Source organism: Haloferula rosea, assembly GCF_016595525.1.
Classification (GTDB): Bacteria; Verrucomicrobiota; Verrucomicrobiia; order Verrucomicrobiales; family Akkermansiaceae; genus Haloferula; species Haloferula rosea.
Genome location: NZ_JAENII010000001.1, coordinates 391885 through 407969, shown reverse-complemented (window position 1 = coordinate 407969; position 16085 = coordinate 391885). Strand labels below are relative to the sequence as shown.

The 16085-nt window shown below is 60.1% G+C and carries 9 protein-coding genes and 1 tRNA gene; 4 read left to right on the top strand and 6 right to left on the bottom strand.

What is annotated here, in order from left to right:
* Positions 1 to 7: 7 nt before the first annotated feature.
* From JIN81_RS01470 to JIN81_RS01460, 3 genes are all read left to right on the top strand, one after another.
* The gene (locus tag JIN81_RS01470; RefSeq protein WP_200275557.1) at positions 8 to 1165 is read left to right on the top strand and encodes a hypothetical protein; all 1158 of its coding nucleotides are present in this window, start codon (positions 8 to 10) and stop codon (positions 1163 to 1165) included.
* Positions 1166 to 1284: 119 nt separating this feature from the next.
* A tRNA-Arg gene (locus tag JIN81_RS01465) sits at positions 1285 to 1358 on the top strand.
* A gap of 288 nt (positions 1359 to 1646) precedes the next feature.
* Complete coding sequence (locus JIN81_RS01460) at positions 1647 to 3245, top strand: right-handed parallel beta-helix repeat-containing protein (protein WP_200275555.1); 1599 nt, start codon at positions 1647 to 1649, stop codon at positions 3243 to 3245.
* 37 nt (positions 3246 to 3282) lie between these two features.
* On the opposite strand, the gene JIN81_RS01455 is transcribed toward JIN81_RS01460, so the two are convergent.
* The 5 genes from JIN81_RS01455 to JIN81_RS01435 form a co-directional block, all read right to left on the bottom strand.
* The gene (locus JIN81_RS01455; protein WP_200275553.1) at positions 3283 to 5094 is read right to left on the bottom strand and encodes a right-handed parallel beta-helix repeat-containing protein; all 1812 of its coding nucleotides are present in this window, start codon (positions 5092 to 5094) and stop codon (positions 3283 to 3285) included.
* 169 nt (positions 5095 to 5263) lie between these two features.
* Positions 5264 to 6463 (bottom strand): XylR family transcriptional regulator, encoded by a 1200-nt coding sequence (locus JIN81_RS01450; protein ID WP_200275551.1) that lies wholly within the window; start codon positions 6461 to 6463, stop codon positions 5264 to 5266.
* 27 nt (positions 6464 to 6490) lie between these two features.
* Positions 6491 to 7678, bottom strand: coding sequence for an MFS transporter (locus tag JIN81_RS01445; protein WP_200275549.1), 1188 nt, complete (start codon positions 7676 to 7678; stop codon positions 6491 to 6493).
* Positions 7679 to 7915: 237 nt separating this feature from the next.
* The gene (locus JIN81_RS01440; protein ID WP_200275547.1) at positions 7916 to 8635 is read right to left on the bottom strand and encodes a prepilin-type N-terminal cleavage/methylation domain-containing protein; all 720 of its coding nucleotides are present in this window, start codon (positions 8633 to 8635) and stop codon (positions 7916 to 7918) included.
* A gap of 28 nt (positions 8636 to 8663) precedes the next feature.
* Positions 8664 to 9941 (bottom strand): hypothetical protein, encoded by a 1278-nt coding sequence (locus tag JIN81_RS01435; RefSeq protein WP_200275545.1) that lies wholly within the window; start codon positions 9939 to 9941, stop codon positions 8664 to 8666.
* Positions 9942 to 10208: 267 nt separating this feature from the next.
* Between JIN81_RS01435 and JIN81_RS01430 the strand changes: the two genes are divergently transcribed.
* Entirely contained in the window at positions 10209 to 14444 is a 4236-nt protein-coding gene (locus JIN81_RS01430; RefSeq protein WP_234044371.1) for an alkaline phosphatase D family protein, read from the top strand.
* Positions 14445 to 14495: 51 nt separating this feature from the next.
* Here JIN81_RS01430 and JIN81_RS01425 read toward each other — a convergent pair whose 3' ends face one another.
* A complete protein-coding gene (locus JIN81_RS01425; RefSeq protein WP_200275541.1) occupies positions 14496 to 16025 on the bottom strand; it encodes a sulfatase family protein in 1530 nt (509 codons plus the stop codon).
* Positions 16026 to 16085 lie beyond the last annotated feature (60 nt).

Genomic DNA, 16085 nt, shown 5'->3' with positions numbered 1-16085 from the left:
TTCCAGCATGAAATTCAACATCCTCCCCTTCGCCGCGCTCACTTGCCTGCCGCTGTCGGCCGGCACGTCCAAGTCGCCGATCGATTCAGGCCGCAACTCAGGCGACTGGCAGTGGTCCATCTCCATGGCGGCTGGCATTCGCAAGGTCGGAGAACTCAAGATCAACTCCAGCTACCGGAGCAAGAGCCTGATCCCTCCCAGCTTCGTGGGCGGCAATTCCCTCACCGTTCCCCCTGTCGGTGATCTTGGATCCAACTCGGATCGGGAATACAATGACGGCTATGTCCGTCAGGATGCATCCACCGGTTTCGACGGGCTGACCCAATACTGGGGTTATCAGAACAGCGGTCAGGTTCAGGGAGATCAGCTGGCCTACCAAGCGACCGGATATCAAAGCATCTACAACCAGAGCTTCAACATCCCCCGCCATGGTCCAGCCAGCCGCGACACGCTCCAGGCCGTCTCCCCGCACATTCAGGCTGACTTGGCCACCCCATGGAAGATCGGCGGGCTTCGGGTTGGATGGAGCGTCGGCTTCGACTTCGCATCAGTCGATCAAGGGATTGGCTTCAGCAACTGGAGCGGACGCCAGACACGTGACGACTACCGCCTGGACTACGAAGATCGCTACGACCTTGGTGGCGTCATCCCTCCCCTTCCTCCCTACGCAGGTTCGGATCAAGGCGCTGGAGCTCTGATCCCCAATCGCCCAGGTAGCCGCTCAATCACCCCGGTTCTGCTCTTCACCGATGTCGCGACCTTTTCCAACCGCGTCTTTGCCAACATCGACGTCGACGTCTACAGCTTCACCTTCGGCCCGTCTCTGACCCAGTCGTGGGGGGGGATCGACCTGTCGGTTCAGGCCGGCATCATCTGCAATGTCTACAACTGGCAGGGCCAACAGGCGGAACGCCTGAGCGTCACCACACGACGCGGGACGAGCACCTATGCCGCATGGGTCGATGAAAATTCCGGAGTCAAGTTCCGCCCGGGTGTCTACGCTCAGGGAGACATCACCTACGATGTCGGCGAACGTTTCCGCATCGGTGCCTACTTCCGACTGGATACTGCCAGCGAGTTCCGCGGTCAGGCCGGCCCCACCATTTTCAAGCTTGATCCCAGCGGCTTCAACAGCGGCTTCCAGATCCGCTACACCATGCCATAGGAACCCCAACGGCCCGGTAATCGGCGCCGACCGCTCCACCCCCAGTTCGGTTTCCCAGCAAATTTCCGCTGCATCCGGTCTTGTCTCCCCAGATTCAAGACACTACCTCTCCCCCGAACGCACCCGTAGCTCAGTTGGATAGAGCACCCGCCTTCTAAGCGGATGGTCGCTGGTTCGAATCCAGCCGGGTGTGCTTTCCCCTACCGCCGGATGCCCTCCCGGTCTCCGGCGAACGGCGACGAAGCTTGTCCCCGACCGTTCTGCATGCATGGGGCAAAAGACCCCTGCACCTCCTGCCAGCTCACGATTTGAAACTTGGCACGTCGTGGGGCTGGATCACAGTGAGGGAATGCAATGCGGAAGATTTGGATCATTGGGATTTTGGGTCGGGTGTTCGGCAGTTGCCGTGGGCATTTTCCTGACGGGATGTCGCGAGGGCAACGAGGGGCACTCCGAGGGAAATTCACCGAGTGCCATCTCTTTGACCGAACAGTCGGCGGATCTCCGGACGCTGATTTCCGATGAGCTTGCCGCAGGCAACAAGCGCATTGTCATCCCGCCGGGACGCTACCGGGTTCAGGCGGAGAAAGGGGAGCATCTCGTCTTCAAGGACCTCAAGAACGTGGAGATCATCGCCTACGACGTGGAGCTGGTCTGCACTTCGACGGTGCGGGCACTGCTCTTCGATCAATGCTCGGACGTCACGATCCGCGGACTGAAGATCGACTACGATCCCCTGCCCTTCACTCAGGGAACGATCGTGTCGATGGCCGAAGACAAGAGTTCGATGGTTTTCAAAGTTGCCGCGGGATACCCCGAGCACGAACTGATCGAGCGGATCCAAATCTATGATCCCGGAACCGCAGAACTCCGGCGGGACGACGCCTCATGGGATCAACAGATCGAGCCCCTTGGCGAGAGTCGCTACCGCGTCAGAAAGAAAGGCAACTACCGGTTCAACCCGGAACGCGATACCGAGCAAATCGGAGACATCCTGGTCACGAACAACGCCAAGGGCACCCCGGGGCCACCTCATGCCGTCGATCTGCGGGACTGCAAGAACATGCGACTCGAGGACATCACGCTCCATGCCTCGCCCTGCTTCGGTTTCCTCGAGAAAGGTTGCGACGGATCCATCTACCGGGGATGCAGGGTGGTGCGGCGCGATCCACGCCATGATCCGGTCCAACGTGCCCTTCCGCGCATGCGCTCGCTGAATGCAGACGCCTTTCACAGCAAGGATGCCGGTAAAGGCCCCGCGATCGTCGCCTGCACCGCCCACCATCAGGGCGACGATGCGGTGAATATCAACGGAGAATACCACTACGTTGCCAGTAGTCAGGGAAGGGACCTTCGCATCGTGGTCATCAGCAAGCTGAGGTTCCGCCCGGGCGACCCGGTGGAGTTCCTTCCCCATTCCGGTCCGCGCCCGCCCGATGCGGTGGTCACGGGGATCCGCCCGGCCTCCACCCCACTCACCGACGGGGAACGGGCCTTGCTCAACGAGCAGCGGATGGACAATGACACCAAGACACGCATGCTTTCATCAAAGGCGCGTATCCTCACCCTGACTCTGGATCGCGAGGTGAACCTGCCCCCGGCTTCCGCGGTCTGCTGCCCGCTGCGGGTCGGCAATGGGTTCTCCGTGACCGACTGCGACTTCGGACACAACCGATCCCGCGGCATCCTGATCAAGGCCAGCAAGGGTGAGGTCGTGCGCAACCGAATCATCGGCAGCCGGATGGCGGCGGTCCTCATACGGCCCGAATTCTGGTGGCTCGAGGGAGGGCTCCCCTGCGATATCGAGGTAAGTGACAACACCATCAAGGGCAGTTTGCAGACGCCCATTCAGATCCTCGCCATTGGCGGCAACAATCGACCGCTGCCTGCAGGGGCGCTGCGCAACATCTCGATCGTCAACAACCGGATCGAAGACTGCGCCTGGCCACTCATCCGGGTGACCTCCGCCAAGAACCTGACCATCGAAGGCAACACCCTGCCCGACCGACCGAAGGGTCAGTCCACGGGCCCCGATGGCAAAGCGATCGAGCCGATCGTGCTCGAGTACTGCGAACCCTGAGGATCACCGGCGCCCCACGGGACAGCGCCGAGTCAACTCACCCGCCCACCGCCGCCTCCTCGGAAACCGTGCTGGGCTCTTCGATCTTCACATCGTCGGAATCAGTGACATCGAAGAGCTTGCTCTCCTGGCCGTCGGGAAGCGGGTAATCCGTCGTTTTCTCCAGCCGGTTGCCGGTGAAGGTGAGACCATCCACCGAGTAGAGCGAAAGCAAGGGGACCCGGCCGAAGCTGCGGAAGAGGTTGTTCTCGATGCGGATGTTCCGATTGTAGCGGGAAGTGCTGCGAAACTCCTCGGCAATGCCGGAGCCAACCTGGATGGTGCCAGTACCCCAGACGCCGTAGTTGCAGTTGTCGAAGGTGTTGCCGCGGATGACGACGTCGCGCACGCCCGCCTGCTCGAACCAGAAGCGGGAGTCGCCTTCGAAGAGGATCGCCGCACCCGGAGTATGGAAGGTGTTGCCCTCGATCACGATCTTTCCCCGTGAACCGAGCAGGAGGCCGCGGGCACGGTTGCCGCGCATCACACAATTGCGGATCAGCACTTCAGCGGTGTTTGCATCCGCATCGGCGACGGAGTCCCCGACAGTGACGCTCTCCGGGAGGGTTCCCTCGATCTCGACTATGGTGCGGTGCTTGTTGAGGCGCTCGACCGATTTGACGTTCGCGAAGCCTTCCTCGGTGAGGCTCGGGCCATCATTCAGTTCAAGGCGGGTGCCTGCCCCGATGAAATCCACGCCGGCCTGCTGCGGATGGATCATGGAAACTTCGAAACGATTCGGGGCGAAGATGTGGGTGATCTTCGCGTAGAGCCCGTGAACGTTGGTGGGATCGTCCTTCTGCTGCTCAAAGAGGCAATCGACCATCTCGATCCGGCCTCTGCAGTTCACGAAATGGGTGGCATCCGCCGTTGTGCTGATGATGCGGTGTCCCCCGGAGGGTGGAGTGACCTTCAGGCGCGTATAGAAAAGGTCCGCGCTGCGCTGGGCGATCACCCCCATGCCGCCGCAGTGGTGCAGCGTGATGTCGGTGAGGCGCACGCCGGAGCTGTCGGTCACGATGACCCCCGGGACGTCGCGATTCTTCGGAGAGAATACGAGGATCTCACCCACCCGCGCGGAGATGTTGGGGATCCTGAGGCGGATCCGGTTCGGTCCGATCGGGTGGGCGGCTATTCCGGCACCAACCTGGTAACGGTCCTTGGCCATGAAGGCGGTCTCCTGCTTGATCGGGTCGAAAGCGAGCAGGCTGCCATAGGGATAGACCACTTCCCCACTGGTCACGGTGGTGGCCTTGGTCTTCGCCTTCTTGCCATTGGTGAAGACGAGCACCCCGTTCCGGATTTCGAATGGATAGTGCTCGGTGAACTCGAGGTCCACGTGCTGGGGCGTGATGGCCAGCACCTTTCCTTCCGAGTGAAATGGACGGCTGAAATCGACGCTGAAGTTCCTGAGTTTCACCTGACTCGAGCCACTGATCAGGAATGGCACGGTGTAACCGTGGAAGACAAAGGTCGCCCCCCCGCCATCGATCTCCAACCCGTCCATCTCCTTCAGTGGAAAGGCGATGCGTTTGAGACCCTCGTCGTTGTTGCTGACGAAAAGGTATTCCTCGAATGCCCGATCGGGGTAGAAATCATAGCGACCGGGCCCGAAGGTGATCTTGGATCCTTCACCCTTGCGGACAGCCTCCAGCGCGGCCCTGACCGATGGAGTCGTGTCGCTGCCGTCCGGCTTCGCACCGAGTTCCCTCACGTCGATCACTCCGGCTTCCCTCGCGACTGCGGGGTTGGCAACGGTAGTCCAGAGGAGAAGGAGTCCTGCGACGAGGTGAATCGGAGTCGTATTCATGAGTGATTGGCGAAAGGGATTGGAGGGCATTCAGAAGCGCCTAGAGACTGACACCTCGCACCGGCCTGCATCATTGAACTTTCAGGGAAATCTCCTGAACTTTTCCGTCGACTTTGAACCGATGATGAATCGACCACCCCTCAAACTCGACAACGACTCAAAAGGAGGATCACTTCGCAGGAAGCCCCGTTGATCCCGACCGCCTTCGGAATTCGCCGGGAGTGACCCCCACCTTCTTCTTGAACAAACGGCTCATGTATTCCGGGTGCTCGAATCCGGTCTTCTCAGCCACCTCGGCGAGGGTCAGGTCAGACTCCGCCAGCAGTGCACGAACACGATTGAGCCGCACCCGCAGAATCTCGGTCTTGGGAGATTTCCCGAGAATCTTCGAGAACCGGCGCTCGAGGACGCTACGCGAAAGCGGAACCACCTTCAGCAACGACTCGACATCGAGACCAGAGCAGGCGTGCTCACGGATGTGCTTCAGAGCCGCCGCGATGTGCCGGTCATCGATCGCAAGCACATCCGTCGATTGCCGGGCCATCACCCCGACCGGACTCACAATGGTGGACGAAAATTCGGTGGCTTCCCCATCCATCAACCGGGCCAGAAGAGCAGCCGCTTCGAACCCGATCTGTTGCGTATTCAAAATCACGCTGGAAAGCGGAACCACGGACAACTCACAGAAGACTTCATCGCGGTCGACCCCGATCACTGCCACCTCGTCCGGCACGGGAACCGAGACCTCACGGCAACAGGTCAACACCTGTCGTCCCCGGGCATCATTGCAGGCCATGACTCCACAAGGCTTCGGCAAGGACTTCAACCAAGCCATCAACTCGCGTTCCTGAAGCTCGCCATGATGCTCCCCGTCCACCTCCGCTGACGAGGGTGAGATGCCGGGCTTCTGAAAGACCTGACATTCGAATCCAGCCTCGGCAACCCGCCGCTCAAAGCTGGCCCGGCGCAGGTCCGACCAATCCATCCCATTGAACCCACAGAATGCGAAGTTCTTGAAGCCACGACTCAGCAAGTGCTCGGCAGCCATTCGCCCCACCGCCTCCTCGTCGGAACGGATCCTCGGAAATCCAGCGTCGGGCAAGCTGCCGCTCAAATCAACCACTGGTACTCCCGTGTCTCCAAGGATTTCGGCAATCGCCGGGGTCGAGACACGGGCGATGACCCCGTCCCAATTCCAACGGCTGAACCACTTGGGAAAATGCTCGGCCGGATCGCCCTCCTCAAACTCGATCGACCACGGGCCATGTACCCTCACGTAGCTGGCGATGCCCATCAAGAGCTCCCTGCCGTAGCTGCGCGACGATTCAATGAGCAGAGCAACTCGTGGCGTGGGCCTTTTCGTGGGCATGCCTTTCATGGAATGAAATGGGACATCCTACATCCTTCGCTTCAAGCGATTTCCCACAAGCACCATCAATCCAACCCCCAGCAACCCGCTGACCGACCAGACTCCGGCATTCGGCAACTGTGGGGCGATGAGCAGGCTCATGGCTCCAATGCCCGGACCAACCAAATTTCCCGCCCCCATCATCGCCTCATGGATCCCACCCTGCTCGGCACGGGCCTCACCGACGTCCATTGAGTAAAACAGGGATGCGTAGTACAAGCTCCCGACCGCCAAGCCGAACGCCACCTGCCCCATCGCCAGCTGCCAAAGGCCTCCGGAGGTCAGGACAAGCACGAAACCCATCAGCAGGAGGATGTAGCCGACCAAGAGCCAGCGGAAACGGTAATGCCACCCGGGCCATCGCCACATGATCACGAAGGCGGCGAGACGCGCGAAAAACCAGATTGAACAAAACACACCCGCCACCGTGACGCTCAAGCCAAGTTTGCGCGCAAGTTCCGGAATCATCGCCAGCAGGGTGAACGCCGCGACGCAGGCAAACGGATTCGCGAACCAGGCCATGCGCTGGAAGGACTTGGGATCGCACCCGGACCTCGAGGCCGGAGGCGACGCTTGGGGCAGCGGCGCTGTTGGAATCGCAGGCGGTGCCTCGGCCTCATTCCGCGAGTAGCCCCACAAAACAGCGATCTGCAGGAGATGGAGCACCGGTGGTAGCCAGAAGATACTGGAGGCCCCGAGCCGCTCAAACAGGCCACCGCCGAAGAAATACGACAGGGCCGAGCAGGCTGCCCATACCACGCTGTAGATTCCCACGATGTTCGCCCTCGCTGATCCACTCACTCCCTCGGTCACCAGCGCCTCCAGTGCCGGCCACACCATGAACTGCGAGGCCGCCCAGACGACCATGACCAAAAGCTGAACTGGAAGAGGTTCGAAGCACGCGCCCACGCCTAGCGCGAGGATCATCCCGATCAGTCCCACGTTCATCGCCCGGAAACAACCACGCCGCTGCGCGAATCTTCCCCCCTGCCACGAGGCCACCGCGATGACCAGGCCCATCAGGGCGGCGACGCCAAGGTTTCCAAGATTTCCGAAACCATGCCGATCCCGAAAGAGAAAGAATACGTAGTTGCCGTAGAAGCCACAGGCCAGCGATCCCAGAGCCTCAAAAACAAAGAGCTGAGACCGTTTGCGGAGGCCATGAATCTCCTCCATGGTCATTGGTGGCGGGCAAACCGTTGTGCCGGACACGCACGGCAAATACCCAGCCCGGAGAGCAAAGCTGGTGCGACGGGATGTCGATGAGATCTCTGTTCAGACTTGGAGTGCACGACCATTGGATGAGCGGTTCAAGTATGCCTGTCGGCACTCGGGTCCTCAATCTGATTCGCTCTGCACAACCATGACATGCTTGCAAGCCATGGCCGACCTCGAGTCCGATTCACCCGGCCACTACCATTTGCCCCGCACAAAATTGTAGGGGCCACCATGATGGGGCTCGTTGGCAAACTCCATGTATTCGTTGTAGCGAAGGGACGAAACATGCCCGTCCACCCACAGGATGTTTCCGCTGCCTCGGTGCCGGTCCGCAAATGCCATGTTGGCACCCTTGTTAGCCCCTCCACGGAAGATCCATTCGCCGAAGTTGTTCTGCTTCACGGTGTCTTGGACGTAGGGTGTTGAGGCGGGCTTCCTGACCGATGCCAATCTCATGACTCCATCCCCTTCCCGGCCAAGGCGCAGGTTGGCCGCGTAGTCGCCCGTATAGGGCCAGGCCGGTTCGTATGCTTCACCATGCCCCGCAGGACAGCCAAAAACCGTCGGAAGGGGGTCACCCTTGTGATACGGAAGATATTTGCGGCCCATGTCGGCGGACGCAGCATCATACCAAGAAGTTCCTTTGCCAATCCATGACACATCCGCTGAACCGTCGGGGAACTGTCCGTTGTTCTCCGAAATGTGGGACAGCAGGCCCGTTCCAATCTGCTTCAGGTTGTTCACGCAGTGCGCCGCCTTGGCCCGCTCGCGAACCGCCGAGTTGATGGGAAAGGCGATCGCGGCGAGAACAACGATGATGACGATGACGATCAGCAACTCGGTCAGCGTGAATCCCGCCGGACGAAGCAGGCATCCTCTGCGGACTTGATGCTTGCGATGGTGCAAGGAGATCATGATTGGGTGCAGATCACGGGCGCCTGCCTCAGTTGGTTTCCACGCGGTAGAACGCCCGGCTTTCGCCCGGTGGCCCTCCCGCAGGATCGGAAAGCGTCTTCTCCGTACCGTCACCGACCACCGACTGCCCGACGACATCAGCCCATGCACCCAAGGCACCATCCCCGCTCTTCTGGAGCTGATAGGTTTGTCCGGGGTTACTCAGGAAGGTGATTGAGGGAAAGGGGTCGAGGGCAATCTTCAGCGAAGGAAGCAATGGGGTTCCCGCGGTGAGGAAACCCGAACTGGTCAGGCTGTAAGCTCCGCCGTCAATTGCCGCGAGCTGCCCAGCGGTCAGGCCGGTGTCGTCGGTACCGAAGCGGATGGTGTTCTCCTTGAAGCCTGTGATCGTGATGGAGCCGGATCCCCAGGCCTGCGAAGAACTGTCCTTGAAGACGAGGTTCGTGACAGCGGGGTCAATGTCGATGGTCAGCGTTCCATCGTTGACGTTGATCAACCCCATGGTGCCCTGATCCGCGTTCACGTCCAACTCCAGGGAGTTCGTGCCGCCAATGATGATGTTGGCATTGTTGACCGCATCCGCGGCATTCAGCTCCAGCTCCGCACCCGAGCCATTGATCTGGAACTTGCGGAAGTCGGTCAGCACGATCCCTCCATCCACAGCCAGCTTCGAATTCGAAAACAACACGATGTCCCGGCCGAAGTTGACGCTGGAGTGATCGGGACCGAACGACACGTTGTTCGAGTTAATGAAAAGATTCTCAGCGCTTGGCGAAAAGTTGCAGTTGAAGATGATGCTCCCAACATTGGTGTTGGTTCGCAGCTTGGTCAGCAGGGTCAGGTCACAGTTGCTGTCGAACTCCAGAATGTTTGCCGCTCCATTGCCATTACTCACCAAGGTCTCGCCTGCCAGGGTGTTGTCGATGATGATATCGCAGTTGATCCGCAGCTTCCGGTCGTTGTTCGTCAGGTTGCCGATTCCAAGGACATCGCTGGCGCTGTTCGGGTCGATGGTCAGGGTCCCTCCGAAGAGCAGGTGCTCGTTGGCCGGGTTGCTACCGTTGGCGGCAAAGCCGGTGCGATAGCTGCGAACGACAAAACTTCCGTCGACGTTGATTTGAACATCCGAGTTGATGTTGAATCTCGCATCGACTCCGTTGGTATTGGGAGATCCAGCCGGATTCCAGTTGTCCGCATTGGACCACAGATTGGTTCCCGTTCCTCCTTTCCAATCGACAAATTGGGCCGGCGAGACTTGGGCAAACAGCGGCAAGAGCGCTACAAAAACGGCTTTTGAGGGTTTCATGATTTGGATTTGAGGGGTTTGAAAGAAGAAGGCGAGCTTGGCGACTCGCGCAAATCGACAGTTCATAAAAGCACGACCTCTCAAGGGGATCACTGAACAATCACGGAAATCTCCTGAACATTTGCGTCACGAGGTTGATTCAGATTGCCTTCACTGCTTCCGAGGGAATGGATTTGTTCCAATCCCGTGTTTAAACCCATGCAACTGAATCCTGTATCCCTCTTGTGGGGAGTGTTTTTGTCCGTAGCTGCGGCCGCGCCGATCCCAATGCTGAACAACTCAGGCGAGATCAACAATGGCGTCGATCGTGTCACACTCTCGGATGTCTCGGTGCTGGGTTGGGATGGGTCAGGCTCATCCGCTCAGCTGATTGATGGCGGCACTGACTACGGCAACGGCAGGTGGCGTCTGAGTATCGAGGACAGCATGGAGGCATGGCAGATGACGTCTCATGTCATCGCAACAGGCGATGCCTTTTCGTTGCGCTTTGATGCCGCGATGTTCGCGGGGAACCTCCCTGGCGGGGGGAGTGGATTCGTTCCGGTGGAGACCCTCGTCGGCGGGGCCACGCGCAACGGCGACTTCAATGATCCGACCACAACCGGCAACACGTTCGCCGACACACCGGAATGGTTCAACCTGGGCAGCGGCCAGGGAACGGAAGCCACAAGACCGGGCGGAGATGTGGATTTCGATGGCACCCGCAACGGGGTGCTGTCGGACAATGGAGGTCGTAAGTTTGCCTTGGATACCGGCCACACTCTGGCTTCGGGTGAACTCTTCCGGACCTCATTCGTCTGGCGTGATGCAGGCAACTGGATTGACGACGAGGATCTCGTCGCCGTCACGCTCTACACGACGTCCGATGATACCATCGACGGGGCGAGAACCGCTTTGCAGACCCTGCAGGCTCCCGTTTCGAGCCAGAACGCCACCTACGAATCGGCGACGCTGACCTTCAACGCAGTCGCTTCGGCTTCAGCGGGCAAGCGCCTCTTCGTCTTCATCGAGGGGGTCGATGGCAGCGGCACCAGCAATGGTTTTGCCCGCTTCGACAACTTCGTCCTCGAGCGAGGCACCTTTGCAACCTCCCTGCCGGATCGCCAGATCATCGCGGAGCTCTACGTCGATGACAACGGCGCGCGGCTCCCGGTCGCCACGAGGACCTACGATTTCAAAACGCCGGTCGTCGGGAGCTGGGATCACTATCATCTGGCGGTTCCCTCAGGTTCGCTCGATGCGCATGCCGGGAAAACGGTGGGCGTGCAGTTCCGCTCGAACGATCAGGCCAATGGCAACTTCCAGAGCTTCGACCAGGTTCAGCTGGAATTCTGGCCCGCCGCCGCTCCGGATGGTGGATTTTCTGACGATTGGGACAGTCTGCCGAACCAGGTCTGGGCCGGCCCCGGATACTGGGCGAACCGCCTTCAGGATTGGGAAGTTCAAGGCAACCGCGTGCAGTGCATCCGTGGCAATCGCGACCGCTTGACCCTGCACCGTCCCGGCACTTCGATTCGTGGCAATGGTGAGGACTTCTCACTGAGCGTGCGAACCGGACTCAATACCGGCAGCAGTAGCAGCGACTCCCGATCCGGATTCCTCCTCGGAGCGGGTCCGAGTCTTGACTGGCGCGCCGCCTTGCTGGTTCAGGACGGCCTCGGTCGCGACTTCGGTTTGTTCCTTGGCCTCACCGGAGGAGGCGATCTGGTCATCGAGGACTACTCGACCGGGGCTGTGACCGCCCGAGCCACGTCGGCAGTGACGGGGGGCTTTGCCCAAAACACCCGCTTGGAGCTCGACGCGACTTACCATGATGGTCCGGGGACCTACACGCTTGCCCTGACGGCCTTCAATGCCTCGGATACTCAAGTTGGAGCCGTAAGCTTTGAGGTCCCTTCAGACCGGGTCCTCGGCGCTTTTGGTCTCCTGACCCATCGGGGCACTTCCTCAGCCACCCACTGGTATGACTCTTTCTCCGGCACCGGATCGGCCCTCAATCCCGAGCCCGACCGCCATCTTGCCATCATCGGAGCGATGCACACCTTGTCGAAGGGAACCTTGAAGATCACCGCGCAGTTGCCACCGCTCAGCCTGGCGAACAGTCCGACCGTCGCGCTGGATACGTGGAACGGCGCTTCCTGGTCGCAGATTGCCACTGCGCCGGTGGACAACACCGACAACCTGTCGTCCTACACCGCGACCTTCGTCGTCCCCGGATGGAACGATGCGGTCGACACCGATTATCGCCTCCGGGTGAATATCGATGGCAGCGACTACGAATGGACCGGCACGGTCCGCCGTGACCCGGTGGAGAAGGAGCAGATCTCCATCGCCATGACCACCTGCCAGCGGATCAACGACGGCAATGCGCAGAACAACGGCTTCGACTGGTCGCCCGTGATGGTCTGGCATCCGCATCCTCAGTCCTTCGCCCACATCGCCAAGCATCAGCCCGACGTGTTGCTCGCCCATGGAGATCAACTCTATGAACCTCAACCGACGAACAAGGACACTTCGTCCGCGAAGAACCGCCAACTCGATTTCCTCTACAAGTGGAACCTGTGGATGCTCCAGGTGCGTGAGCTTGCCCGCGAGATCCCGACCGTGGCCATTCCGGATGACCATGACATCTATCAGGGGAATCTGTGGGGCGAGGGAGGAATTGCGACCAGCGAGGAATCCACCGGTGGCTACATCGAGCCGGCTGACTGGGTGCGGATGGTCGAGCGTTGCCATGCTTCCAATCTTCCCGATCCCGATCCCTACAATCCGGTTCAGCCAGCCCCCCCGGTCGCCCAAGGCATCGGTGTTTATTTCACCGGAATGACTTACGGGCGGCTCGGCTTCGCGATTCTCGAGGACCGCAAGTTCAAGACGGGTCCCAACGGGAGTGGCAGCATCCCCCTCGACCAGCAGTTCCTGCTCGGCGATCGCCAGAAGGACTTCCTTCGTGAGTGGAACGAGGATTGGGCGGGTCAGGACCTGAAGCTCGTCGTTTCCCAATCCCCGCTGGGTAGCCTCAACACTCATGCCAGTCAGGGATACACCTTCCGTCTGAATGATCGTGATGCCCACGGCTGGCCGACCCACCGTCGAAACGAAGCATGGCGCCTCTGGCGAGCCAGCCGGATGTTCCAGCTCGCCGGCGACCAGCATCTTGGAACCATCGCCCATCACGGAGCCGATGGTCCACGGGACGCGGGCCTTTCCTTTGCCGCTCCCGCGATGGCCAATTTCTTCCCTCGGATCTTCGATCCTCTCAACAACTCAAGCGGGACGACATCCACCCAAAGCCCTTACACAGGTGACTACTTCTTCGATGGCAATGGCACCTTGCCCGATGGGGTCACTCCCAACCTGACGGCCAACGACCCCCACCACTTTGCCATCCTCGCTTCTGGAAATTCGGCGGAGTATTATCAGCAGACCACCGGCGTCAACCCGCCCAACTATCACGACCGGGCGCCTGGTTACGGGATTACGAGAGTCAACCGGACAACCCGCGAGGTCACCTTCGAATGCTGGCCCATCTATGCCGACCCGGAGTTTCCACAAACCGGTAGTCAGTATGCCGACTGGCCCCAGACCTTCCGCCAGACCGATAACGACGGTCGGGTGCCGACGGGGTATCTACCGGTGATCGACAGCCTGTGGCGAACGAACCCGGTGGTTCGCGTGTTTGATGAAGCCTCTGGTGAGCTGATTCACGCGATGAGGGTCCGTGGGAGCCGCTATCGACCACCGGTTTACGACAATGCACTGAGCTATCGTGTGGAGGTTGCTTATGGAGACGAAGCGGTCTCGGAAACCTACAACAGCCAGACGGCTTCGGCTCCGGGAGCTCCGGCCATCCACTACTTCGGGGCCGTGCAGCCATCGATTCTCAGTGGGGCGACTGCCGTCCTCGAGTGGGACGTCAGTTCCCCGGTGACACTCACCGTGGATCAGGGCATCGGCGACGTCCTGTCCCAGACGGTCGACGGCATCGGCTTCCTTCAGGTTTCGCCTTCATCGGACACAACTTACACCCTGACTCTGAACGGGGGTGCCACCGCGACGACGACCATCCGGGTCTTCGCCGATCGTGGCTCTTGGGATGACGTCCATTTCACCCCGGTGGAGCAGGCAGACCCCGAGATCTTCGGTGGCGACAAGGACCCCGATGGGGATGGCTATACCAACGACGAAGAGTTTCAGTTTCAAACTGACCCTCGCAATGCCGGATCCAATCCAAAGCTTCAAGGATCGGTGATCCTGAACGGCGCGAGCCTCACGGTCGACTTCGAGATGTCCTACCCGGTCGATTCGGCGACCTCCAAGATGATCGTCGAAACCTCGTCCGAGCTTGGCACCTGGGATGAAGTTCCAGCAAACAGCTACGTCGAAACAGGTCGCGAGAATTTTCCGGGTGATGGGACGAGCCGGGTCTCGATCCAGTTGACCGACTCAGTTCCGGCTCCAGAGGGAAGGCGTTTCTACCGCGCCCGGTGGGCATTGCCGTGAGCTTGAACCGAAGCGGGTTCAGCCGTCCGTCGCAAGGACGGCTTCTCCCGTTCAGTGCTTCTTCTTGTGGTAGCGCTTGATCAGCTCGTCGTAGCGGGTCGTTGCGCGAGCATCCGCTTCCTTGTCCTCGCGCCCGGCCCAGCACTTGGTCAGGAACGGATCGTTTTGTTCGTCGAGGTGTGCGGCAAGAGCGGCGTGCAAGGAGTCCATGATGGCATCGGAGCCACCTCCGCGATGGATCGGCTTCTGCTGGTAGGGATCACGGCGTCGATCGTAGAGCGCCGCTCCACCCTGGTTCGCGATCCCCGTCCATCGGTAGGATGGCGAGTCATCCACCACCACATAGGTGTAGTCCTTCGAATAAACGGCACGCCATTGTCGATAGGCTTCATCAGCGCCTCCTTTGTAGAAGGAAAGAAAGGCGAATTCCGGCACCTCCATCGTGTGGCCGGTGAGTAGCGGCGAGAAGTCGGTGCCATCCATCTGAGGGCCCTCGATCTTCATCAACCCAAGAAGAGTGGGCATGAGATCGACCGATGCGAACGGGGAATCGATCTCCCGGGGTTGGATGCCTGGACCCTTGATCAAGCAGGGGATCCCCGCGGACTCGTCATGCCAGAGGCCCTTGGTCATGCGGCCATGGGAACCCAACATTTCCCCATGGTCCGAAGTGAAGACCACGATCGTGTTCTGCTCCAGGCCGCTTTTCGTGAGGTGTCGCATCAGCCGACCAAACTCGTGATCAAGCGCGGTGATCGCACCGAAATAGCCGGGTACTGCGGGCTCGGATTCAAATTTCCCATGCACCGGCTTCACGTTTGGTCGGCGCGGCTTGGCCTTGAATTCAGCGGTGCGGTAGGGCGCTTCGAATCGGGCCGGAGCCTTGTATCCATAGCCATACTTCTGTTTCTTCTCCTGATCCAGCATGCCTGGCGTGAAGGTCTTCTCCATGCCCTTGCCTCCTCCGTTGTGGGGAGGACCATACGAAACCACGAGCGCGAAGGGCTCCTCGGCGTGCTCCTTCATGAATTGGATCGCGGTGTCGGTTGCGTAGGTGGGTGCCCAGCCTTCCACCTTGATCTGCTTCGGGTTGTTCTGGATGTAGTAGGGCTGGTTGAAGGGCGCGTGATAGATCGACATGTGCCAGAAGTCGAACCCCTGACGGCGCATCCCGGGGGAAATGTATTCGTGTCGGCCATCGAGGTGCCACTTGCCGATGTAACCCGTGCGATAGCCTGCATTCTTGGAGACCACGCCGAGGCTTTGAGAGGCTTCATCCAGGCGCATGCTGTTGGCGATGACTCCGTTGGTGAGCGGGTGGTTACCCGTGAGCATGACCGCGCGATTGGGCGTGCAGACCGGCACCGTGGCGACGGCATGGGTGAAGACCACGGCGTCCTTCGAGAAGCGGTCCACGTGAGGCGTCAGGACCGGATCGTCATTTTCGAAACCCAGCGCCTGACGGCGCCACTGGTCCGACATCACGAATAGTAGGTTTGGTTTCTCTTTGGACGGGCTCGCCGCGGCGGGGAAGTAACCGGTAGTGCCAACGAGCAGCGCGATAAGGATGCGTCGGGTCATGGGTGGGGCGAAAGGAAGAAGCCTTGACGATATCGGCGGTCTGCCGAGCGAGACAAAGAG